Source organism: Glutamicibacter sp. NPDC090743 (assembly GCF_044769125.1).
GTDB lineage: Bacteria > Actinomycetota > Actinomycetes > Actinomycetales > Micrococcaceae > Glutamicibacter.
Genome location: NZ_JBIVXE010000002.1, coordinates 281,922 through 305,061, shown reverse-complemented (window position 1 = coordinate 305,061; position 23,140 = coordinate 281,922). Strand labels below are relative to the sequence as shown.

22 protein-coding genes and 1 pseudogene are annotated in these 23,140 nt (G+C 61.1%); 14 read left to right on the top strand and 9 right to left on the bottom strand.

Annotated elements, in window-relative coordinates; genetic code table 11:
- Positions 1-27: 27 nt before the first annotated feature.
- The 6 genes from ACIQTS_RS04825 to ACIQTS_RS04800 form a co-directional block, all read right to left on the bottom strand.
- Positions 28-783 (bottom strand): ABC transporter ATP-binding protein, encoded by a 756-nt coding sequence (locus ACIQTS_RS04825; RefSeq protein WP_105656411.1) that lies wholly within the window; start codon positions 781-783, stop codon positions 28-30.
- Positions 780-1,814 carry an iron chelate uptake ABC transporter family permease subunit gene (locus ACIQTS_RS04820; RefSeq protein WP_402471683.1) on the bottom strand — a complete coding sequence of 345 codons (1,035 nt, stop codon included), beginning with the start codon at positions 1,812-1,814 and terminating at the stop codon, positions 780-782. The genes ACIQTS_RS04825 and ACIQTS_RS04820 overlap by 4 nt, the downstream gene beginning before the upstream one ends.
- Before the next feature lie 4 nt (positions 1,815-1,818).
- Positions 1,819-2,799: an ABC transporter permease gene (locus tag ACIQTS_RS04815; protein WP_402471681.1), complete on the bottom strand. Its 981-nt coding sequence runs from the start codon at positions 2,797-2,799 to the stop codon at positions 1,819-1,821.
- 92 nt (positions 2,800-2,891) lie between these two features.
- Positions 2,892-3,878 (bottom strand): siderophore ABC transporter substrate-binding protein, encoded by a 987-nt coding sequence (locus ACIQTS_RS04810; protein ID WP_105656408.1) that lies wholly within the window; start codon positions 3,876-3,878, stop codon positions 2,892-2,894.
- 348 nt (positions 3,879-4,226) lie between these two features.
- Positions 4,227-4,760 (bottom strand): DUF488 family protein, encoded by a 534-nt coding sequence (locus ACIQTS_RS04805; protein ID WP_402471679.1) that lies wholly within the window; start codon positions 4,758-4,760, stop codon positions 4,227-4,229.
- Between the two features lie 33 nt (positions 4,761-4,793).
- Positions 4,794-5,006 carry a hypothetical protein gene (locus ACIQTS_RS04800; protein WP_105656406.1) on the bottom strand — a complete coding sequence of 71 codons (213 nt, stop codon included), beginning with the start codon at positions 5,004-5,006 and terminating at the stop codon, positions 4,794-4,796.
- A 174-nt stretch (positions 5,007-5,180) separates the two neighbouring features.
- Between ACIQTS_RS04800 and ACIQTS_RS04795 the strand changes: the two genes are divergently transcribed.
- Entirely contained in the window at positions 5,181-5,867 is a 687-nt protein-coding gene (locus ACIQTS_RS04795; protein ID WP_402471676.1) for an SDR family oxidoreductase, read from the top strand.
- A gap of 319 nt (positions 5,868-6,186) precedes the next feature.
- Positions 6,187-6,411, top strand: coding sequence for a hypothetical protein (locus tag ACIQTS_RS04790; protein ID WP_402471674.1), 225 nt, complete (start codon positions 6,187-6,189; stop codon positions 6,409-6,411).
- Between the two features lie 160 nt (positions 6,412-6,571).
- Here ACIQTS_RS04790 and ACIQTS_RS04785 read toward each other — a convergent pair whose 3' ends face one another.
- From ACIQTS_RS04785 to ACIQTS_RS04775, 3 genes are all read right to left on the bottom strand, one after another.
- The gene (locus ACIQTS_RS04785) at positions 6,572-7,318 is read right to left on the bottom strand and encodes an aspartate/glutamate racemase family protein (protein ID WP_402471671.1); all 747 of its coding nucleotides are present in this window, start codon (positions 7,316-7,318) and stop codon (positions 6,572-6,574) included.
- A gap of 8 nt (positions 7,319-7,326) precedes the next feature.
- Positions 7,327-8,850 (bottom strand): NCS1 family nucleobase:cation symporter-1, encoded by a 1,524-nt coding sequence (locus ACIQTS_RS04780; RefSeq protein WP_402471668.1) that lies wholly within the window; start codon positions 8,848-8,850, stop codon positions 7,327-7,329.
- Positions 8,851-8,999: 149 nt separating this feature from the next.
- Entirely contained in the window at positions 9,000-9,125 is a 126-nt protein-coding gene (locus tag ACIQTS_RS04775; protein ID WP_402471666.1) for a hypothetical protein, read from the bottom strand.
- Between the two features lie 365 nt (positions 9,126-9,490).
- On the opposite strand from ACIQTS_RS04775, the gene ACIQTS_RS04770 reads away from it, so the two are divergent.
- From ACIQTS_RS04770 to ACIQTS_RS04715, 12 genes and pseudogenes are all read left to right on the top strand, one after another.
- Positions 9,491-10,294, top strand: coding sequence for a hydroxypyruvate isomerase family protein (locus tag ACIQTS_RS04770; RefSeq protein WP_402471664.1), 804 nt, complete (start codon positions 9,491-9,493; stop codon positions 10,292-10,294).
- A 38-nt stretch (positions 10,295-10,332) separates the two neighbouring features.
- Complete coding sequence (locus tag ACIQTS_RS04765) at positions 10,333-11,232, top strand: 2-hydroxy-3-oxopropionate reductase (RefSeq protein WP_402471662.1); 900 nt, start codon at positions 10,333-10,335, stop codon at positions 11,230-11,232.
- 266 nt (positions 11,233-11,498) lie between these two features.
- Entirely contained in the window at positions 11,499-13,292 is a 1,794-nt protein-coding gene (gene gcl / locus ACIQTS_RS04760) for a glyoxylate carboligase (RefSeq protein ID WP_402471659.1), read from the top strand.
- 151 nt (positions 13,293-13,443) lie between these two features.
- A complete protein-coding gene (gene allB, locus ACIQTS_RS04755) occupies positions 13,444-14,826 on the top strand; it encodes an allantoinase AllB (RefSeq protein ID WP_402471656.1) in 1,383 nt (460 codons plus the stop codon).
- A gap of 249 nt (positions 14,827-15,075) precedes the next feature.
- Positions 15,076-15,393, top strand: coding sequence for a hypothetical protein (locus ACIQTS_RS04750; RefSeq protein WP_402471654.1), 318 nt, complete (start codon positions 15,076-15,078; stop codon positions 15,391-15,393).
- Positions 15,394-15,511: 118 nt separating this feature from the next.
- Positions 15,512-15,979, top strand: a complete 468-nt coding sequence (locus ACIQTS_RS04745; RefSeq protein WP_400290016.1) for an LPXTG cell wall anchor domain-containing protein — start codon at positions 15,512-15,514, stop codon at positions 15,977-15,979.
- A gap of 615 nt (positions 15,980-16,594) precedes the next feature.
- Positions 16,595-17,509 (top strand): PIG-L deacetylase family protein, encoded by a 915-nt coding sequence (locus ACIQTS_RS04740; RefSeq protein ID WP_402471652.1) that lies wholly within the window; start codon positions 16,595-16,597, stop codon positions 17,507-17,509.
- On the top strand, positions 17,509-18,429 hold the full coding sequence (locus ACIQTS_RS04735; RefSeq protein ID WP_402471649.1) for an ATP-grasp domain-containing protein: 921 nt from the start codon (positions 17,509-17,511) through the stop codon (positions 18,427-18,429). The genes ACIQTS_RS04740 and ACIQTS_RS04735 overlap by 1 nt, the downstream gene beginning before the upstream one ends.
- Positions 18,426-19,790, top strand: a complete 1,365-nt coding sequence (locus ACIQTS_RS04730) for a glycosyltransferase (protein WP_402471646.1) — start codon at positions 18,426-18,428, stop codon at positions 19,788-19,790. Before ACIQTS_RS04735 ends, ACIQTS_RS04730 begins: the two co-directional genes overlap by 4 nt.
- Complete coding sequence (locus ACIQTS_RS04725; protein ID WP_402471644.1) at positions 19,787-21,085, top strand: hypothetical protein; 1,299 nt, start codon at positions 19,787-19,789, stop codon at positions 21,083-21,085. The genes ACIQTS_RS04730 and ACIQTS_RS04725 overlap by 4 nt, the downstream gene beginning before the upstream one ends.
- Before the next feature lie 408 nt (positions 21,086-21,493).
- Positions 21,494-22,177 (top strand): annotated as a pseudogene (locus tag ACIQTS_RS04720) (sigma-70 family RNA polymerase sigma factor); the annotation flags it as partial.
- Between the two features lie 600 nt (positions 22,178-22,777).
- On the top strand, positions 22,778-23,140 hold a 363-nt coding region (locus ACIQTS_RS04715), incomplete at its 3' end, for a hypothetical protein (protein ID WP_402472153.1).

The window sequence follows — 23,140 nt, the reverse complement described above, 5'->3', positions numbered from 1 at the left end:
CTCAACTTTTGGTGTTCATGGCGTTGCCTAGTAGTAAACCGCCAGCGGGCCATTGGGGCCCGGGATGACCTTTACCGGGGTTTCGAAGACCTTGGTCAACACCTCATCGCACATGATTTCATCAGGGGTGCCGAACTCGACGACCTTGCCCTGCTTCATTGCGCAGATGTAGTCGGCGTAGTGGCCGGCGAAGTTGATGTCGTGCAGCACGATCACGATGGTGCGGTTCAGCTCGCGGGCAGCGCGCTGCAGGTGCTGCATCATCACTACCGAGTGCTTCATGTCCAGGTTGTTCAGCGGCTCATCGAGCAGCACGGTGTCGGTGTCCTGGGCCAGGACCATGGCCACGTAGGCGCGCTGGCGCTGGCCTCCGGAGAGCTCATCGAGGTAGCGGCTTTCCAATTCGCCCAGGTCCAGGAAGTCGATGGAGCGCGAGATGATCTCTTCATCGGCCTGGGTCAACCGGCCCTTGGAGTGCGGGTAGCGGCCGAAGCCCACCAGCTGGCGCACGGTCAGGCGGGTCACGAAGTGGTTTTCCTGGCGCAGGATCGAGACGATCTTGGCCAGATCCTTCGAGTTGGTCTTGGATACGTCGTAGCCGGAGACCTCGATGGAACCCTGGTCGATGCCCAGCAGGCGCCCGACCATGGTGAGCATGGTGGACTTGCCGGCGCCGTTCGGGCCTACCAGGGCGGTGATGCCGCCGGTGGGGATTTCCAAGCTGACCGGGCCGATGGAGACCGTGGAGCTGTACTTCTTGCTGACGGAATTGAGGGTAATCACAGCCGGCCCTTTCGCAGGATGAAGATCAGGAATGTAATGCCGCCGACGGCTTCGATGATGATGCCGACCACGCCTTCTGCGTAGAAGATGTTCTTCATGACGAAGTAGGCGCCGGCCAGGACCACGAAGCCGATGAGGAAGGACATCGGGTAGATGTAGCGATGGTCGTAGGTGTCCGCCAGCTGGTAGGCCAAGGTGGCCACCAAGAAGCCGAGGAAGGTCAGCGGGCCCACCAGTGCGGTGGTGACCGCCATGAGAATCGATACGAAGAACAAGGTCTTCATGACCTCGCGGCGGTGGTTGATACCCAGATTAATGGTGGTTTCCTTGCCCAGGGCCAGGATGTTCATCTTCTTCGAGGACAGCACCAGGTAGCCGCCGGCAATGACCACCAGCGGGATGGCCACGGGCATGTAGCTCATGTCGGCGTTGGCCATCGAACCGAACAGGCGTGCGGTGAGAACATCGAATTCGCTCGGGGTCAGCAGGCGCTGCATGAAGGTCGAGATCGAGCCCAGCCCGGTGCCGATGATGATGCCCACCAGCAGCATGATCTGGATGTTGCCCAGCTTGCCCGAAAGCAGCCAGCCGTACAGGGCCACCGAGAGGCCCACCATGATCGCCACTTGCAGGACGAACTGGCTGACACCGGTGAAGAAGGTCACCCCGGCAACGCCCAGCACGAAGATCGCACCGGTCTGCACCACCCGGTACAAGGCTTCGAAGCCCATGATCGACGGGGTGATGATGCGGTTGTTGGTCACCGTTTGGAAAGCCACCGTGGCGATGGACTGGCAGGCGGCCACGATCACCATGGTCAGGATGTTGCTGGCGCGCAGCTTGGCGATGATCCAGAATCCGTCGGAGCCAAATGGCATGGGGTTATCCCAGGCGAGCAGGCCGATCCCGAAGAACAGGGCCAGCCCGATCATGAGGAACAGGGTGATCCAGTAGCGCTTGCGGACCTTCTTGGTGGGCAGCGGCCCGGCAGAACGGGCGGAGCGGTGGATGCCCAATGCGGGGTGAGTCATGAGATTAGCCAACTTTGCGCTGCCTCAGAAGCAGGAAGATGAAGACGGCCGCGCCGAGCACGCCTAGTATCAGGGAGACCGGGACCTCGAACGGCATGATGATGGTGCGGCCGATCAGGTCGCACACCGTGGTGATCGCGATGCCCAGCAGGCAGACCCAGGGCAGGTTGCTGCGCAGGTCGTCACCGCGGACCATCGAGACGATATTCGGCACGATCAGGCCGAGGAATGGCAGGTTGCCGATGACCACGGTGACCACGCCGGTGGCGACCGCGATCAGCGCGGTGCCCAGCAGCATCACCTGGCGGTAATTCAGCCCGACATTGGTGGCGATTTCCTCGCCGAGCCCTGCTACGGTGAAGCGGTCGGCCACGATGTAGATGGCAATGGCGACGATGGCCACGATCCACAGCACCTCGTACTGCCCGCGGATCACCGAGGTGAAGGAACCAGCCAGCCAGATGCCCATGGACTGCAGCTTGTCGGTGGACAGCGCGAAGAAGGTGGAGAAGGCGCCGACCACGGAACCGAGCATGATGCCCACGATCGGCACGGTCAGCGAGGCCTTGAGCGAAATGCGCTGCAAGAACAGGAAGAAGATCATGGTGCCGATGAAGGCGAAGACAATCGCGACGCTCATCTTGGCCAGCAGCGACGCGCTGGGGAAGAGCACCAGCATGGTCAGCAGGCCCAGGCCCGCCCATTCGGTGGTGCCGGTGGTGGTCGGCTCCACGAAGCGGTTCTGGGTCAGCAGCTGCATCACCAATCCGCTCATGGCCATGGCCGCTCCGGCCAGTACCAGTGCAATGGTGCGCGGAATGCGGGTGACGGCGAACATCATCGCGCCGTCGTCCTTGCCGAAGATGTCGTAGACGCCGGTGAACAGGGAGAACGCCAGCAGCACCAGCACTGCGAGGATGCCCAATGCGAGTTTTCCGGAAAGGACCTTGCTCTTGGTCCGGGCCGGGGAGGTCGTGCTTGTCATTATGCCGCCGTGGAAATAAGTGGTGGGAAAACAGCTCTAGTGGCGAAGCCGGAATACGGCTTCGCCACTAGCTGGCTGGGGTGTCCGGAATGCTACTTGGCAGCTTCCAGCGCGTCAGCGAAAGTATTCAGGAACTCGGTGTAGGTCTGGATGCTCTCGTTGGTGTAGGTGTCAGCAGGCATGACGACAACCTGGGATTCCTTCGAGGCGGTGACATTCTGCAGCGCCTCGGACTTCTCCAGCAGGTCCTTTGCAGGCTGGTAGTCCGCACCGTCGGCTTCAACCGCTGCGTCGCGGTCCATGACGATGATCCAGTCCGGGTTGGACTTGGCGATGGCTTCGACCGAAACGTCGTCGCCCTCGTGGTCGGTGGAGGATTCGTCGAGCTTCAGCGCCGGGGTCAGGCCCAGGAAGTCGAACATCGGGCCGACGGTGCGGCCGGTGGTAGGAGCCGAGTAGCCCAGCTCGCCGCCCGAGGCGATCAGGCCCATGACGGTCTGGTCCTTGTCGTAGGCATCGGTGACGCGCTTCTCGGCGGCTTCGAAGTCCTCAACGAGCTTTTTGGCCTCGGCCTGCTTGCCGAAGATCTCGCCCAGGGTGGTGACCTGGCGTTCCAGCTCAGCGTCAAATGGCTCGCCTTCGCGTGGGTCCAGCGAAATGATGGCGGCTTCCGGAGCCAGTTCCTTGAACTTCGCGGCGTGCTGGGTGTAGCGCTGGCCGTTGATGATCAGGTCAGGGTCGACGGTGACAACTGATTCCAGGTTCGGTTCCTTGTGGCTGCCCAAGTCCAGGATGTTCTCGTCCTTGGTGTAGGAGATGGTATCCGGCATCAGCGAGACAGCGCCTGCGGTGAGCTTGATGCCCCAGGAATCCAGGGTCTCGAAGGTGCGGTTATCCGTGGCAACGACAGACTTCGCGGGAACCTCGATCTTCTTCTCACCTTCATTGTCGGTGATGGTGACGGTCTTGGTGTCGCCAGCCTTGGCCTCAGCTGCCGTATCGGTAGCGGAACCGCAAGCGGTCAGTGACAGTGCGGCGATGCTCAGCAGTGCGGCAGCGCGAAGCTTCATGGAGGACATGTATTCCTTCTTCGGACAGCAACCGGCGTTGGTTGCGCTATTGAGTGATCTGATAATTAGCTTAGCCTTATCTGAGCGAATTAAGCCAAACGGCTCTTATGTTAGCTAGGTCACCCAAATGCGCGAATTCAAGGCTGGAACCGTCCGCAAATGCGGCTCTTGATGAGGCTTGCCCCAGCTGACTGGGCTATTTCAGGGAGAAATAACGATCATCGGCCTTGTTTAATTAGTGTCCGAAGGCATGGAGGAAGCTGCGTCAGGCAGCGTAATGAATTGCACCTCCAGCTCATTGCATGAGCCGAGCCATGGCGCAGATGCTGCCATTGATGCCCGTTTTACGCGCCGGTATCAGGCTGCCGGGTAGGTGATCCGCGACTGCTGGTCGATCACCGCGCCCGGGCTCAGCTCGGCAGGTTTGGCCGGATGCCCATCGATGATGTGGAATACCTCGGCACCGCGGGCCAGCAGATGATCAGCAATGATCCTGCGATGGCAACGCCACCATACAGCTTCGGCGCACATGATCGCCGTCTTCTGGCCGGCGGCCCGCGCCTGCAACCGCTGGAGCGCCTGCAGGAAATCGTCCCCGAGGGCATGGTCGGCGTAATTATGGAAGCTGCGGTTCGTCCACCATGCGTTGACTGCGAAATCGACGCTTCGGCTCACAGGACGCCTGCCGGCCAGCGCTTCCGCGTGGTGCAGGCTGATTCCTGCCGTGCTCAAGGAGGCTTCCAAGGCATCCGCATTGAACTGCGGGAATTTGCGGGAGCCGGCCAGTTTGCGGACATCCACAACATTCGTGACTCCGTACTGCGTTAGCAGTGCGAGGAAATCCTCGATGGATCGTGCCGAATGTCCAATGGTGAAAATTCCAGCGGGCAAAATGCTGGCTCCTTGGGTGGGGAAGGGGCGGGGCTAATGCTGATCGTGCTTGGCGGAGCTGAGGACTAGTTGGAGCAGCTCTTCGACTTCGGCAGCACGGGACTGCCAGTAGCCGGTGTCGAGCCCGAAGCCGAGTGTTGCTTCATCGGCGCGTTTCTTGAAATAGTCCCGGTGGTCCTCCAGCGCATTGGCCAGGTCCGCGAATTGGTCATTGCTCAGTTCCAAGTTCAAGGTTCTCTGCTTCATGAGCTTCATCCTGGGTCGAGTGCGAATTCTATGAACCCGAGCGTACGCCCATTGCCAGCCGAAATGACCGCTATCAAGCTGGCACTCAGAAAGTCGTCGCCGAAGCTCGCCGGGAATAGGCTCGTGGCAGGCCTTGTTGTGCCGAATACGAGCATCGATCAGAAGGAGCAGTTCATGGCTGAAGAAAATCGAGTAGTTCTCATTGGCGGACATGGGAAGGTTGCCCTGCTGGCAGCGCCCAAGCTGGTTGGGCGCGGCTACGCGGTCAACTCGCTGATACGCAACCCGGAGCATGCAGCCGACATCAGCGCCACGGGCGCCACCCCAATAGTCATCGACATCGAAAGCGCTGGCGTGGACCAGTTGGCCCAGGCCTTTTCCGGTGCCAGCGCCATCGTCTTCTCCGCAGGTGCCGGTGGCGGCAACGAGCATCGCACCCGCGCCGTGGACTATGACGCCGCGGTGCGTTCCATGCAGGCCGCCAAGCAGGCCGGCGTGGACCGCTTCGTGATGGTCTCCTACAGCCGCGCCCTGGTGGATGTGGACAGCCTGGATCCGGCCAACTCGTTCTACGCCTATGCCAAGGCCAAGCACGACGCCGACGCGTACTTGCGCGGCACGGAGCTGGACTACACGATCCTGGGCCCGGGGGCGCTGACCCTGGAACCGGCCAGCCAGCGCGTGGTGCTGGCTGACAAGGCAGGCAAGGTGAACGGAGCAGACGTTGAAGGCGAGGCATCGCAGACCTCGCGCGAGAACGTCGCCGAAGTGATCACCCATGTGGTGGCCAATAATGCAGCACGCCGCTCCACCGTGAACTTCTACAACGGCAACATGCCGATCGTGGAAGCGATCGTCTAGGAATGCGCAGCCGCAGCCCTGCCTCCGCAACGGGGGCAGGGCTGTTCTGCGTCTGCGGATGAAAGTTCTGCGGCTTCCACTGAGTGGATGCGGAGCCTTCTGCCCGCGGGAAAGCGGTGGGAGGACGCCAAGGAGCTTCTCGCGGTCCGGAGCAATTATGCGCACACCCTGTATTCGGTGTCCTTGGCCCATCAGCTGCTGGGCCATCACCCGCAAGCCGATGCCAATATCGTGCTGCCGGCCATGCTGCTGCACGATATCGGCTGGTCTGCCGTGGATCCGGCCCTCGTGCTGGGCGCTATTGCACCGGGTGCGGGCAATGCCGAAGGTGGGCCAGGTCCAGATCACCGACTGGGAGAAGGTCTATGCCGCGATCCCGCATCAGGATATCTTCACGGAACGCAAGATCGACCGGCCCGGAGCCCTGGTTGTCGTCCGCCCGGACATGTATGTCGCCCAGGTCTTGCCGTTGACTGCCCGCGCGGAACTGGTCGAGTTCTTCTCGAAGAACATGGCATTGCCGAAGGTGCCTGAATTCTCCTAGGCCAGTCCGGTCCTCGATGGAGAGCAGGGCAAGAAGAAAACCCCGGTGCCGAAGCACCGGGGTTTCCTTTTGTCATCACTCGCACCTTCATGAGGTACTTATAACTCTAGGACGGCTGACTGTGAGCGCGCTGGGCTGAGCCTGCCATTTGGCTTGGCATTCAGAGACCCGCCGGAACGACGGTCGCCGGAGTCATGGGAAAGCCGGTCACGGTCTTGGGCCGCGGGGGAGCGTAGGTGCGCACCTTGGAGGTGCTCAGCCCCATGCGGACCAGCGACTCCGCGATGGTCACCGCTGCGCGCACGCCATCAACAATTGGCACGCCGGTGGCCAGCCGCACCTGTTCCTCCAGCTCGGCCATGCCGCCGCAGCCCAGGCAGATCACTTCGGCCTTGTCGTGCTCCACTGCCTGGCGGGATTGCTCGACGATGGCCGCTACCGCGCGCTGCGGATCGGATTCCAGTTCCAGCACGCCCAGCCCGCTGGCGCGCACCGAGGCGAGCCGGTCGGTCAGGCCGGCCAGTTTCAGCCGGTCCTCGATCAGCGGCACCGTGCGGTCCAGCGTGGTGACCACCGAATACTTGTGGCCGAGGAATTGCGCCGTGGAGGCGGCGGCTTCGGTAATGTCCACGACCGGGACATCCAGCAGTTCCTGCAGGCCCTCGCGGCCGTGCTCGCCGTAGCCTGCTTGGATGACCGCGTCGAATGGCTCGGTGTAGCGGACCACCTTGTCCATCACGGCGATGGCCGCCAGGTAGCTCTCGAAATTTCCTTCGCATGAGTCAGCCCCGAAATCCGGGGTCAGCTCGATGATCTCGGTACCGGGCGAGGCGACCTGCCGTGCGGAATCCCCGATGGCGCGGGTCATGGACTGCGTGGTGTTGACGTTCAGGATCAGAATGCGCATGAGTTTTCCTAATGGGTTGGTGCCACGGCGATTGGCTCGCCATCGATGTCTGCCAGATCGTGCTGGCGCTTGGCCAAGGCCAGGTAGGCCAGGGCGCCGGCGCCCGAACCCAGGAACCAGGCAAACGGGCCGACAACGTGCAAGGCAGGGACGAAGGCCAGCACCAGTGCGATCACCGAGCTGATCACCAGTGCGCCGACGGCCCGGTAGTTCACGCCGCGGGTGAAGTAGTAGGTGCCTTCGGCATCCGAGCGGTACAAGTCCAAGACGTTGATCCGGGCTTTGCGGATCAGCCAGTAGTCGGCCATGATGATGCCGAACAGCGGGCCAAGCAGCGCGCCCAGGCCGCCCAGGAAGTAGTTGATGATCTCGGGGGAGTTGTACAAGTTCCAGGGCAGGATGACCAGACCGATGACTCCGGAGATCAGTGCGGCGGTGCGGAAGTTCAGCTTCTTCGGGAGCAGGTTGGTCAATGCGTAGGTCGGTGCCACGAAATTGGCCATCAGGTTCACCGCGATGGTCAGCACCAGCAGGGCGGCGGAGGCCAGCAATAGCAGCAAGGTGTTCGGGATCGCGCCCACAATATCCGACGGCGAGGTGATGACCTGGCCGTTGATGGAGAACTGCGTACCGGTCAGGACCACCACGATGGCGCCGAAGAACATCATGTTCAGCGGGATGCCGAAGAAGTTGCCCTTCACGATCGCCTTCTTGGAGGATGCGCCACGGGTGAAGTCGCAGAAGTTCAGGACGAAGGTGCCGTAGATCGAGACCCACAGGGCGGCTGCGCCGAACATCGCGGTCCACATCTCGATGCCGGTCTTCGACTCGCCGGTGCTCATCGAGACGTTGAAACCCGATTCGAAGAGCATCCAGATGGCCAGGCCCAGGAAGGTGGCCAGGATAACCGGGCCAGCGAACGCCTCGTACTTGCGGATCATCTCCATGCCGTAGCTGACGATGACCAGCTGCACCGCCCAGAGGGCGACGAAGCAGATCCAGCCGAGGGCGTTCAGTCCCAGGAAGCTGGTTTGCTCCAGGGCTGCGGACCCCGGGGCCACGGCAATCACCATGACGGCGAGGACCTGGGCGGCGAGGTAGGTCTGGATGCCGAACCAGGCAATGGCCACGGCCCCGCGCAGCAGCGCGGGGATCTGGGCGCCGTTGATGCCGAAGGCGATGCGGCTCATCACCGGGAAAGGGACACCGGTTTTCTCGCCCATGAACCCCGAGAAGTTCAGCAGCGCGAAGAGCAGGACCGCTCCGATGCCCAGCGCGCCGAGGATCTGCCAGCCGCTCATGCCCAGCGCGAAGAGCCCGATGGCGAAGGTGTAGTTGCCCAGCGAGTGCACGTCGTTGGCCCACAGGGTGAAGATGCTGTAAGAGCTCCAGGTGCGCCCGGAGCGGGTGGTTGGTGCCAGGTCCTGGTTGTAGAGCGACGCGCTCAATTCGAAAGGGTTGGCCCGGTCGATAGCGGGCGGGTTTTCCTGCGGTGCGGCCTCGGGCACCATTTCAGGGGTCTTTTGCGACATGATGGACATCCTTGTCAAAGGGTCATGCATCCGGGCAGGCGCATTCGGGCGCACTGCGGCAGGGGAAGATGACAGATCTGGGAAGCGGAGCGTTCAGGGGAACGGCCCGTGCCTGCCTGCGGGGACGCAGGACAGGTAGGCGGGCCCGCTTACGGGTAGATCGGCTGTCCGAAATTAACGTAGAACTCGGCCGGCGAGCCGAGAAGCGGCATGGCCGGGCGCGGCGCAGCGGCAAGCCGCTGTGCGCTGTGCGTGATGCACGGTGGAAAAAGCATGGCTGCTCCTGAGCTAGGAAGTCACTCCGAGATATGTGCCAGGTGAGTAACCACCACTTTATGCACTGGATCACATTCCCGCAATAGAAAATGATAATTTCACCAGATGGTATTTTGGCCGGATTCCGGAGCCTTTTATTCCATTCCCGGAATCCGCTAATGAGCCTGCTTTTATCAGGATCGCACCGGGCACCATTCCTGTCCTGATGCCACTGCAGCCCCCTTCTGTGCGACTCCGCGCGCATCGGCACTTCGTCCCGAAACCTTCTTGACAGTGATTGGCGTCTCGTCCTAGAGTTTTCATAAAGCAAAAGCTAACTTCCATAAAGCGGAATCTTTGGAAGGTGTTCTTGAAGGGAAATCCAGTGTCCTACACTCTGAACTGCTCGATCCTCCTCACCGAGTTGCCGCTGCTGCAGCGCGCGGATGCCGCCAAGCAGGCCGGTTTCGACAGCGTCGAATTCTGGTGGCCATTTGGCGAAGCCGCCCCCTCCGGCAAGCAGGTCGACGAATTTCTCGCCTCGCTGGCCAACGCCGGCGTCCAGCTGGACGGATTGAACTTCTTCGCCGGCGACATGCCGGCAGGCGACCGCGGACTGGTTTCATGGCTGGGGCGCGAGTCCGAATTCAAGGACAATGTCGACGCCGTCGTGGCCATCGCCGAAGCTACCGGCTGCAAGGCCTTCAACGCCCTGTACGGCAACCGCATCGAGGGCGCCGACCCGGCGGCCCAGGATGAGCTGGCCTTGGAGAACCTGGTGGCCGCGGCCCAGGGCGTGGCCAAGGTCGGCGGCACCGTGCTGATCGAGCCGGTCTCCGGCACGGAAGCCTACCCGCTGAAAACTGCGGCCCAGGCGCTTGCAGTCGTCGAGGCTGTCAAGGCCCAGGGCGAAGGGAACATCGCGCTGCTGGCCGACTTCTACCACCTGTCCGTCAACGGCGATGACGTCGCCGCCGTCATTGAAGCGCATGCCAAGGACTTCGGCCATATCCAGATCGCCGATGCACCGGGCCGCGGAGCTCCGGGCACCGGGGACCTGCCGCTGCAGGACTGGATCAAGCGCTCGCGCGAGTTGGGCTACACCGGCAACGTCGCCCTGGAGTACAAGCAGGAAGCGGCCACCGCCTTCGACTGGCTCCAGAACGCCAGCAGCAACGCCGCAGTCTAGAGAACACCTTTTCGCACAAGAATTTTTTGGAGAATCACATGTCGCAGAACATCGCCTTCATCGGACTGGGAATCATGGGCCTGCCGATGGCAAAGAACCTGGTCAACGCAGGTCATAACGTCACCGGCTACAACCGCAGCGACAAGGCGGGCAATGAGCTGGCCGCAGCTGGCGGAACCAAGGCCGCCTCCATCGCGCAAGCCGTGGCCAATGCAGACGTGGTCATCACCATGGTCCCGGATTCCCCTGATGTCCAGGACGTCACCCTCGGTGCCGATGGCGTCTTCGCCAATGCCAAGGCCGGCGCACTCTGGATCGATAACTCCTCGATCCGCCCGGACGTCGCGGTGCAGCTATCGGACGCCGCCCGCGAAGCCGGCTTGCGCCCGCTGGATGCCCCGGTTTCCGGCGGCGAAGCAGGGGCCATCGAGGGCGTGCTGTCCATCATGGTCGGTGGCGAGCAGGCCGACTTCGAGGCTGCCGCCCCGGTCCTGGAAGCTATGGGCAAGACCATCGTGCTGGTGGGCCCGTCGGGCTCGGGGCAGACGGTCAAGGCCGCCAACCAGCTGATCGTCGCCGCCAACATCCAGGCGCTCTCCGAAGCCGTGCTTTTCCTCGAGGCCTATGGCGTGGACACCGACGCGGCCATCAAGGTCCTCGGCGGCGGCCTGGCCGGCTCCAAGGTGCTTGACCAGAAGGCCCAGAAGATCCTGGACCGCGAATTCGCCCCGGGCTTCCGCCTGGCCTTGCACAACAAGGACATGGGCATCGTGACCTCCGCCGCCCGCGAAGCCGGTGTGGTTCTGCCGCTGGGCGCACTGGTGGCCCAGCTGGTCACCTCCACCGTCGCCTCCGGCGACGGAGCGCTGGACCACTCGGGACTCTTCCGCGGGGTGCAGCGCCTGGCCGGAAAGATCGACGCCCCGGTCCCTGCCTAGCACCACCACATCTTCCTACGGCGGGGACAACTAGGTAACCCGCTTCTTCAGCTAGCGGCCGCGCAATACGGCTACGCTCCGGTGCATCCGGGCCCCTGGTACACGGCAGGGGCCCAACGCACCGTACCCGATGCGCAATGGGCTTTGTTCCAGTTCATCGCCGCTAGCTGGTGCTCAAGGAAGCGGCGTTGTGGTGACTCATGCACCTTGGCTTCCCGCCGTAGGTATCCTTCTTTTCCTCTTCTCGTTCCAAAGGACGTATTCCCATGCCTAAGATGCGCGCAATCGACGCCGTCGTCCAGATCCTGGCCAAGGAGGGCGCCACCGAGGCGTTCGGCCTGCCAGGGGCCGCGATCAACCCGCTGTACTCGGCCATGAAGGCCCACGGCGGCATCCGCCACACCCTGCACCGCCACGTCGAGGGTGCCAGCCACGCCGCGGACGGCTACTCGCGGGCCACCGGCAAGATCGGCCTGTGCCTGGGCACCTCCGGCCCTGCCGGCACCGACATGATCACCGGCTTGTACGCCGCGATCGCCGACTCCATCCCGATGCTGTGCATCACCGGGCAGGCCCCCACCAATGTGCTGCACAAGGAGGACTTCCAGGCCGTGGACATCGAGTCCATCGCCAAGCCGGTGACCAAGTATGCCTCGACCGTGCTGGAGCCGGGACTGGTTCCGGGCACCTTCGCCAAGGCCTTCCAGATCATGCGCTCGGGCCGCCCGGGCCCGGCCCTGATCGACCTGCCGATCGACGTGCAGATGGCCGAGATCGACTTCGACATCGATGCCTATGAGCCGTTGCCGGTCCAGAAGCCGAAGGCCACGCGCGGCCAGGCCGAGAAGATCGTGGACCTGCTGCTCTCCGGAAGCAAGCCGATCATCATTGCCGGCGGCGGCGTGATCAACGCCAACGCCAGCGCGCAGCTGGTCGAACTCGCCGAGGAACTGGACATCCCGGTCTCCCCGACCCTGATGGGCTGGGGCGCCATCCCGGATGACCACCGCCTGCAGTCGGGCATGGTCGGCATCCAGACGCACACCAAGTACGGCAACCAGACCTTCCTGGAATCGGATATGGTGCTGGGCCTGGGCAACCGCTGGGCCAACCGCCACACCGGGGATCTGGCCACCTACCGCGCCGGACGCAAATTCATCCACGTGGATATCGAAGGCACGCAGATCGGCCGGGTGTTCTCCCCGGACCTGGGAATCACCTCGGATGCCGGCGCCGCCATCGAGGCCATCCTGGAAGTCGTGCGCGAGCGTAAGGCCGCCGGCACCCTGCCGGACTACTCGGCCTGGGCCAACGAGGCCACCGCCCGCAAGTCCACCGGGCACCGCAAGACCAACTTCGAGAACGTGCCGATCAAGCCGCAGCGCGTCTACCAGGAAATGAACGCCGCCTTCGGCCAGGACACTACCTACGTGTCCACCATCGGGCTCAGCCAGATCGCCGGCGCGCAGATGCTGCATGTCTACAAGCCGCGCAACTGGATCAACGCCGGACAGGCCGGCCCGCTGGGCTGGACCGGACCGGCCGCCCTGGGCGTCGTGCGCGGCAAGCCGGGGGAGAAAGTCGTGGCCCTCTCCGGAGACTACGATTTCCAGTTCATGATCGAGGAGCTGGCCGTCGGCGCCCAGTTCAAGCTGCCGTACGTGCACGTGGTGGTCAACAACTCCTACCTCGGACTGATCCGCCAATCGCAGCGCGCCTTCGAGATGGATTACCACGTGTCCCTGGGCTTCGATAACATCAACTCCCCGGAAACCAACGGCTACGGCGTGGACCATGTGAAGGTCGCCGAGGGCCTGGGCTGCAAGGCCGTGCGCGTCGAGGATCCGAGCCAGCTGGCTGCCGGATTCGCGCAGGCCAATGCGCTGGCCGAAGAGCACCAGGTGCCAGTTGTGGTGGAAGTGATTCTGGAAAAGGTCACCAACATCGCCATGGGCGCGCAGCTGGATGCAGTCAATGAATTCGAAGACCTGGCTTTGGACGCCGCCGATGCACCAACCGCGTTGGTGCCGATGGCAGCCTCGGCCACCGTGGGTGCGTGAAAGGGCAGTCGTCGCTGACCTGCAACCCGCAAAGTTTGGCGCGGGGCACCGGTTCACCAATACGGGTGTGCCCCGCGCCACAACAACCTAGACTTGGCATAGAGCTGCCGAGCCCCAAGAACACCTAGCAATTAACGAGTAGGAACACCTCATGAGCATCAACGAAGCTGTTGGCCGCACATCGTCCCCGACCGCCACCGGAACAACCTATGATCTGGTGCTGCGCGGCCAGCAAGTGCTGACCGCGCAGGGCATTGGCCCGCGCGAAATCGGCGTGCGCGACGGAAAGATCGTTACCGTGCAGGATTTGGGCGCCGGGCTGGCCGCAGAGCGCGTCATCGAGGTGGCCTCCGACGAGGTCCTGCTGCCCGGACTCGTTGATACCCATGTGCACGTGAATGAGCCAGGCCGCACCGAATGGGAAGGGTTCGAGTCGGCGACCAAGGCCGCCGCTGCCGGCGGGGTGACCACCATCGTGGACATGCCGCTGAACTCCATCCCGCCCACGGTGAACCTCGAAGCGCTGGAAATCAAGCGCGCGGCCGCTTCCAAGAACGCCTATGTCAACGTCGGCTTCTGGGGCGGTGCCATCCCGGGCAACAAAAAGGATTTGCGCGAGCTGCACGAGGCCGGAGTCTTCGGCTTCAAGTGCTTCCTGCTGCATTCGGGAGTCGACGAGTTCCCGTCCCTGAGCGTTGGCGAAATGGAAGAGGACATGGCCGAACTGGCCTCCTTCGACTCGCTGATGATCGTGCACGCCGAGGACTCCGATATCATCGGCAACTCCCCGCAACCGGTGGGCGGCAAGTACGCCGGCTTCCTGGACTCGCGCCCGCGCGATGCCGAGAACACCGCCATCGCGCAGGTGATCGAACGCGCCCGCACAACCGGAGTGCGCGCCCACGTGCTGCACCTGTCCAGCTCGGATGCGCTTGAGATGATCCGCGAGGCGAAGGCCGAGGGCGTGCTGCTCACCGTGGAAACCTGCCCGCACTACCTGACCTTGCTGGCCGAGGAAATCCCCGACGGTGCCACCGCCTTCAAATGCTGCCCTCCGATCCGCGAGAACGACAACCGCGAGCTGCTCTGGAAGGGCCTGGAAGAAGGCGTCATCGACTGCATCGTTTCGGATCATTCCCCGTCCACCATCGACCTGAAGGATGTGGAGAACGGCGACTTCGGCGTGGCCTGGGGCGGAGTGGCTTCGCTGCAGCTGGGGCTGCCGCTGATCTGGAGCGAGGCGAAGAAGCGCGGGCTGAAGCTGGAACAGGTCGTGCAGTGGATGGGCCTGAATCCCGCGAAGCTTGCCGGACTGAGCGCCAAGGGCAGCATCGAGGTAGGCAAGGACGCGGACTTCGCGGTCTTCGCTCCTGAGGACACCTTCGAGGTGGACGTCCAGAAGCTGCACCACAAGAACCCGATCTCCCCGTACCAGGGCAAGACGCTGAGCGGCGTGGTCCGCCGGTCCATCATTGCCGGGACCGACGTGGATTTCCAGAATCCAACGGGTCAGCTGATCCGCCGCGAGAGCTAGGAACCGGTACCTCGCAGAGCCCCTGTCCGCAGGACGGGGGCTCTGCCGCGCCGTGGGCAATAATAGCCCCGGCGTGCTTTGGCCACCACAGATTCGCAGCGTATTCACCGGTGGTACGCAGGCTATTTCCCTGGCGCATAACAAACAGGTATCGATTGGATGTGGCGTTAAAGGATTGGGCTGCCCAGCTCATAGACTGTCAGCACTATGGGGATAGAGCAGCCGTCACTCTGAATACAGGAAATGGGTATGAACGCGATTACTGCTGCTTCGATAATGAGCAAAGAAGTCGACGATCTGGCGTTGGGCGAAGTGGTTCAGGCGTCGCTGGTTCTCGGCGCGATCCTCATGGCTGTGCTCCTTGCCTTCGGGCTCAAGACCTATGCCCATTGGCGCCTTCATGCCAACGGCACTCCAACTGATCAGCGTCCGGCCGAGCGTGATGAAGCTCCGAGTCCAGCCAGCGGTACCCGGCAACTCCCGGCACCGCGGATTGAAGTGCTTTCGGCGCTCGGGGACCTGCGCCGGACCGGGGCCTTGAACCGCGGTTTAGAGGACAGCAGATGAGCACAGGGATTCGGCCGGACGCAACGGGATAGTTAGTCAAAGACGAGATTGGTAGTCTCAAGCCCATGCAGGGCCGCACTTGGCTTGGCCCACGTGATAACGGGCTGGAGGTATAGCGGTGGTTGAAGCAACCCGGGTGCACCCGGCCTTGCCACGCTTCCTGCGCTGGGCAGATCCCGCATCACGCCTCTTGCTGGTGCGCGCAGCGCCCGAAACCGGACGGACCTGGTTCGCGAAATCCTGGATGGGGGACCGGAAGGGTGCCGTCCATGATTTCTCGGAGCGGCCATTCGAGGCGCTGGAAGAACTCGAGAAGATTTCCCTGCAGCTAGCGCAAGACCCGCAGCTCCATGCCGCAGTGGTGCTTGCACCGGGGCATACGGTGTGGCATCCCGATGAAGCTGAGGAAGATCTCGTTCAGAAGTCAACTTCGGCTGAAGACTCAGCCGAAGCTCCGCAGCCATCTGAAAAGGATGACAAGCTTGCGGACACAGGTTTCACCGCGCTGTACGTGTTGGTCGCTGGACTCCTTTTGGCAGCTGCTGGTGTGCTGATTTCTCGGCGCAGCAACCGCCGTCATGGCTAAAGCCTAGGATTCGAATGAGGCTGTGAACTGTTCACGGAGCAGGCTCTTGCGATTGTCGTATAACCGATCAGCTAGGCTGTTGAAGATAGTTCGCGCATACGCCCGACTGGAATTAACTTTCCGGTCGGGCGTCTTGCGTATCAGGCTGATGTGCAAAAACGGGCAGCTGTTTCAGACCGCCCTGAGTTTGACTCAACCGGCCGGCTTATTTGGTGCGTTGCTGATGGCCTCTCCGCCCGGTGTTCTCATCTGAACTTTGCCGGTCTGGTTCCCTCCGCCCTGTGAACCTGCAGCGATGACTCACCAGAATCTAGGACCTCGGTAGAAACCGTTAGTGAGCTGACAGTTGTAGCTCTCACTACCATGGGCATTGCTTGCTCGCCGATACGCAGTTTCGGAATTCCTGCGAAAGTGCCGTCACGAAGTGAACCCAGGCGCCCTCTAACTCTATGGATCCATCGATTGGGCACTCGTTGATGGCATGAAAGCATGCGCTTTAGGAATCTCCCAACAATCCAGGCGCAGCATGGGGATGCGGCTTTCTTCGCTATCAGGAGGACCAGAGCCAAGAACGCAAAGGATCCGCTTCTGAACGCTCCATAGAAAGGGAACGTCATGAGTATGTCACTCGCAATCTTCGGCATTGTGGCCTCTATAACCGCGATCTTCAGTGCATTGAGCCGGCGGGGACGACGATGGCTGGTGCGCGACTTTACGCACTACAAGACCATCCTTGTCGCTTGGGTTGCTGGCAACTTGGTGCTCATCGCCGCGGCCTGCTGGCATCTTCTTTCCCAAGAGCAGTCGGACATCGGGGCAGTGGTGGCCATAATGATGGCCATCTCTCTATTGATTTTCTGCCTGTCCATGTTGGCGTTGCAACGAAGGCCTCGAAACAACACCCGTCCGCGACGCTTCCTGGCTGTCGGAGCACATCCCGATGATGTTGAGCTGGCTTGCGGTGCAACCATCGCGAAACTGGTGGATGCCGGCCATGATGTGCGTATTGTCGTCATGTCGCAGGGTGAAAGTGGTGGACATGCTCCTTGCAGGATTCAAGAAGCCCGACGCGGAGCCGGTTACCTGGGTGCCCAGTCCCATACGGTGCGGTCCTTTTGCGATACGCGGCTGTCGGAGAATTCCAACCTGATGGTTGCAGCGATCGAGGAGGAAATCGCTGCTTTCGAACCGGATGTCGTGCTGACTCATTCTGCTACTGATATCCACCAAGACCATGAGGCGGTGCACCGTGCAGTAATGCGCGCCGGGAGGCGACTGCCCTCCATACTCTGCTTCGAGAGCCCCTCGGTGGGCAATGATTTCTCTCCAAGCTTCTTCGTTGACGTCGAGAACTACACCGACGTCAAGGTGGAAGCCATCAAGCTACATGCCGATCAGCGGAACAAGCCCTATATGACCCGTGCGCGGATCGAGTCCATGGCCACTTTCCGTGGCAATCAGGTCAAGCAGCAGCGGGCCGAAGGGTTTGAAGTAATGCGCCTCGTATCAACCACAGTGGGGGATTTCTAATGAAGATTCTAGTCACCGGGGTCGGCGGTCCAGCAGGAAGCTCGCTTGCGCGCCAGCTGCATGCGCGAGGACATAGCGTCATCGGCGCTGACATGGTGCCAACAACTGATCCGCTGCTCGACGCCTTCCACCAGGTTCCAGCAGCCAGTCACCAGCAGTACCCCACTCGGCTTCAAGAGATTGTTCTCCAGCACTCAGCTGAACTGGTTATCCCTACCGTCAGCGAAGAACTCCCGGTGCTTTCGGCAGAGAGTATCCGAGAGCTGCTGGAATCGGCCGGAGCCCGATTATTGATTTCCTCGAAAGAATCCGTGCTGATCAGCGACGACAAGTACTACACGATGCTGACTTTGCGAGGGGACAACGTGCCCGTCCCCGACTTTGCCCGGATCAACACTGGCAGTGGCGAAGCCTTGGCGCAGTTCAGCCCGGAAGAGCAGATCATCATCAAGCCACGCGTATCACGCGGAGGACGGGGCGTTCGCTTGGCTACGGCAGGAGACCTCGGGGCAGGCCGCGTACTGGCTGGTACGCGGGATCTTGTGCAGCGCTTTGCCCCCGGACGCGAATTCGCGCCGATGATCTTCAGGAACCCTGATTCCGGGGAGATCGAGGTCTGCGTGGTGGTGGAGAAGACCGAGCTGCGCGAGGGACTCGTGGGCAACGCAGTATCGGTGCGCCGCTGCGAGTCGAATGATCCAATAGCCGCTCATGTTGCGTGGGTGGCCAAGAATGCAGTGCAGTCGCTAGAGCTGGTCGGGCCGGTAGACATGGACGTGCGCCTGGGTGGCGATGGGCAACCGGTGGTGCTCGAGGTCAATGCCCGTTTTGGAGCCAATAGCCAGTCCGCGCCGGAACTGCTGGATGCTGCATTGCGCTTGCTCGGGGTGGCGTCCACAGCGCAAGTTGGCTGTGCATGAGTTCGGCACTCGTTCTTGGCTATTACACACTGACCGCAGTCATCCTTTCCGTCGGCGTGCTCAAGCTGGGGTTGATCCCCTTGGCGTTGCTTTTCGAATGCCGCCGGGGTCTGCTTTTCACCCGGTACGGGAAGCTGTCGTCATTGCCTCCTGGTATCCCGGCAAACGCTATTCTGCGGCCCCGCCGTCGAACCCGGGCGTCGAGGCATTTCGGGCAGATCCCGGACTACAGGGTATCGGTAATCATCCCGGCCTATAACGAGGAAGTGGTATTGCGCGCCTGCGTTGAATCAATTGTCCGCAGCAAGGGAAACCTCGCTGAAGTGGTGATTGTTGATGACGGATCCACTGATGGCACCGCACGGCTGATGCATGAGCTGGCTAAGGAGCATCGCCTGGTGCAGGCCATCAGCCAGGAGAACGCCGGCAAAGGCGCGGCACTTAATCGTGGGATTGCCCTCGCGACTGGAGAGATACTGGTTTTTGTCGATGCCGACGGAATTTTTTCGCCGGTGACTATTCCGTGGTTGCTCACCGGATTCCGCGATGTGAAGGTGGGCGCGGTTTGCGGTGATGACCGGCCTGTAAACCTGGACAGGGTGCTGACCAAGATGCTTTCGGTCCTTTCGCATCTGGGAACGGGAGTTGTTCGGCGGGCGCTGTCCCTGATTCATTGCTTGCCGGTGGTTTCCGGGAATATAGGTGCATTCCGTGCTGATCTGGTCAGGGATCTTGGCGGGTTCCGCACCGATACGGTTGGAGAGGACTTGGAATTGACCTGGCGCTTCTACGGTGCCGGATATCGTGTGGCTTTTGAACCACGCGCGATTGTCTTGGCGGAGTCGCCTTCTACGCTGCAGGCGCTGTGGAAGCAACGAGTCCGCTGGGCACGGGGCCTGCTGCAATCGATCAAGATGCATTGGCGGATGCACGGCAACCCCCGGTTCGGGCCGTTCGGAGTGTTCCTGCTGTTCAATTTTCTCACGATGGTGGTGGTGCCACTGGCTCAGATCCTGGTGCTTGCCGGATTGCTCTATTTCATCCCGGCCGGGCTGATTACCTTCGGCGGCGAAGAAGAAGCAACCTTAATTGGTCGCACCGCGATGGTGGTCGGTTGGATTGGCATCGGAATCACGCTGGCTTCGGTGGTTCTTGGCATTGCGTTGAACACTGCATGGAGGGATTTGGCGAACCTGTGGACCCTTCCGCTATGGCCGTTCTATGCCACGGGGATGGGGCTCACCATGCTCGCAGCGGTAGCGTTTGAGATCCGCGGGAGGCCCGCCAAATGGAACAAGCTGCAAAGAACCGGTGTCATTTCCAGCGGCGAGTTCTCTGCCATTCTTGGAAGCGGATCATGAGCACGGCCAAGATGCAGCGTCAACGCCGGAAACTGGCAATGGCAGCCATAGCGGGCTTGGTGACTTTTCTTTTGTTGGCGGCTGCTTGCTACATGACCGGATTCCCCACTTCTGCAGCCTATCAACCGACCCCCACGGTGGTTGCGCCGATGCCTCCGCAGCATGCCTGCCAAGATTCCCCTCGCGCAGAGGGCACCAGTTCCCCAGGAGACAACCTCGGCATGCGCCACTCCAAGATAGACGCCCAACTTCCCCGATTTTCCAGAGTTGTGAACGTTGGTTTTGAAGATATTACCGCCGAAGATCCTGACCGTATTCCGGAAATTGCCCGTCGATTAAATTCGGTCAGGGCGACAGGAGTATCGCTCTCCATTGGACGTCTCGACTGGGTGGCTTTCCCCTGGCCAGCCCAACGCGATGTCGAATCCAGCGAAGTCACGCAAACCGGGCGGGACTATGTTGCCGAAGCGATTGGTGCCTTCCGCTGCGATGAGCAGGGTAGACCTCGAACAATCTACTTGAATATCGATACGTTGCTGGGCAGAGAGCTGGAGCGCCGTCCATCGCTAGCAGGAATCAACTCCGAGGGGCATCCTTCCAAGAACTGGGCAAGTATCTCGGCGTGGAAAGAGGATGGACTTGATACCAGGCTTGTCGAGCTGGTTAGTGAAGCCGTTCGGCGCTATGCACCCGATGGCATCAACGTCACGGAGCTGATGTTTCCCGGCTACACGTTCGGCGAGGATGACTTGGAGAATTTTGCGAAGTTCAGCGAGCGCCCTGATTGGCCGAGGTCTGCTGACGGAACGATTGATTCCACGTCAGAGCAAATCTACCTATGGCGGTCAAACGCAGTCACCTCGATCATGAAGAAAGTGGCTGGAAGTCTGGACGAAACCGGTCCGGTGCTCACCATGGATGTGCGATCACCTGCCAACGGAGATCCAAGGGGACGCCCTGATTCCGGCCAAGACTACGGGCAGCTTCTGAACGTGGTTGACCGCCTGAACATCTGGAATTTTCGGGGCATCGCATCGTCCAATCGGGTTTCGACAGACGAATTGGTACAGCGGTACATGAAGCAGGAACCTGAAAAGTATTCCTTGGAAATCGGGCTTTGGGAAGGCGCAGGTTCCATGGACAGCAGTTCCGTGAGCAAGGAACTGCTGAATGCCGAGGACCATTCATTGCTGCATGTCTCCGTTACCCCCACTTCGTTAATGGACGACAGCATATGGTCCGCATTGGAGGGTGCTTGGAGCCAGGTTCCTGCTACTCGCCCGGATGCGGACTAATCGCGGAATCTATGCGAATTCCGGCTCGAAGAAAAAATTTCAGATTAATCCGGATTCTTGCGTCATGATTCCCTTTTCCGCGTATCTAAGTAATGTACGCGCTGAACTGGGCAACAAGGAATTATGAGGTTTCGAGACGTCCAGTTGTCTTATGGGGAAGATGCTGACGGGTGGGCGAGTTGCAAGCTTGGGGGATGGAGCTCGCCCACCTTTCAGGATTTTCGAACCCATTTCATAGAGATATTGGAAAAATCCTGATAGGTTCTAAAGGATGAAAATGCCGTCCAAAGTCGGGCGGCATCGTCGACGGGGCCTTGGTTGCCGTTTGCCGGCTCCGGGGATTGGGGAATCCTTGGGGCGATCGGCGGCGGGTACCGGCGCTGTCGCGTGAAACGTTATGGGGACGTAATGACAATAGATTCTGGGGCACGCTTTGCTGACGTCAGCGATGCAGATTTAATTCGTGGCGTTAGGAACGGAAGCAGCGAGGCCCAGGACCACCTGTATCGACGGCACAGGCAAGTGGCGCTGAACGTAGCGTTTAGGCATACGAACTCTCCTTCCGATGCCGAGGATGTCGTCTCCGAAGCTTTCCTGCGGGTCTTCCGTATCATCGAACGTGGGGCAGGACCTGATGAGTTCTTCCGCGCCTATTTACTGACTGCGGTATCGCGCGAAGCCTTTTCCAGGAACAAATCAGCCTCAAAGCAGATTACCGTCGAAGACGTCCAGGACTTCCTGCCAGGCGATGCGCACGCGGACGAGGCGATGGAACGCCATGAATCCACCTTTGCCATCCTCGCGTTCAAGGCCTTGACCGAGCGCTGGAAGACGGTCCTGTGGCTCACCGAAGTAGAGGAACTGCCGCCGAGAGACGTTGCGCCAATGCTCGGCATGACACCCAATGCGGTTTCCGCATTGGCGGTACGCGCGCGAGAGGGACTGCGCGAAGCCTACTTGGCTGCGCATATGAATGGCCAGTCAGGGTTGCCCGCAAGTTGTTCCGATATTCGTGAACATCTGCCGGCCTTTATCCGCGGAACGCTGGGGAGCCGGAACGAGCGTGGAGTCAAGGCGCACTTGAAGTCGTGCGCGAATTGCGCAGTAGTGTTCGGGGAATTGGACGAAATCGGTGCTACTTTGCGTGCTTTCGTCCTTCCTCTGGTCGTTGGAGGGATTACTGCGCTGGGAATTCCTGCCTCGGGAGGTATTGCAGGAATGGGAGCTTCGGCAGCCACGGCAACGGCTGCTGGTGGAGCTACTGCCGGGACAGCAGCTTCTGTTGCTTCGGGGGCCGGTGTGAGTATTGCAGGAGGTAGTAGCCTGGCCGTTACTTTAGGCGTTGGCTTGGTGGGTGTCGCCGTAACAGCGTCCGCCATCGGTCTGATACCGATACTGATCGTGCATGATGAAAGAGAAAGGGGCGCACCCGAAAGCGCAGTCCAGCCCCAGCTGGAAGGAGTCGAAGCCCCGATGGTTGGGGCCGAGCCATCTGCCGTCATGAGCCGTGCCATGTTCTTGCGGGACCTGACTGGGCGAACCGTTCCTGATGCGAAAGACGAATTAGAATTCACAAACCAAGTGGAATCGCCATTCACGAGGCCGTTTTACCCGCTGTCACATGTGCCAGCGGCAAGACCGTCACCTGAAGCGACCTCTGAATCTACTTTTGAGCCGACTGCGGAGCCAACGGTGGAGCCTTCAGTCGAGCCGACTCCGGAACCGACTCCGGAACCGACTCCGGAACCGACTCCGGAACCAACAGTGGAACCGACTGCGGAACCGACTCCGGAACCAACCCCGGAACCAACGGTGGAGCCTTCAGTCGAGCCGACTCCTGAATCAACCCCGGAGCCGACTCCGGAACCAACGGTGGAGCCTTCAGTCGAGCCGACTCCTGAACCAACTCCGGAACTGACTCCTGAACCAACTCCGGAACTGACTCCTGAACCAACTCCGGAACTGACTCCTGAACCAACTCCGGAACTGACTCCTGAACCAACTCCGGAACTGACTCCTGAACCAACTCCGGAACTGACTCCTGAACCAACTCCG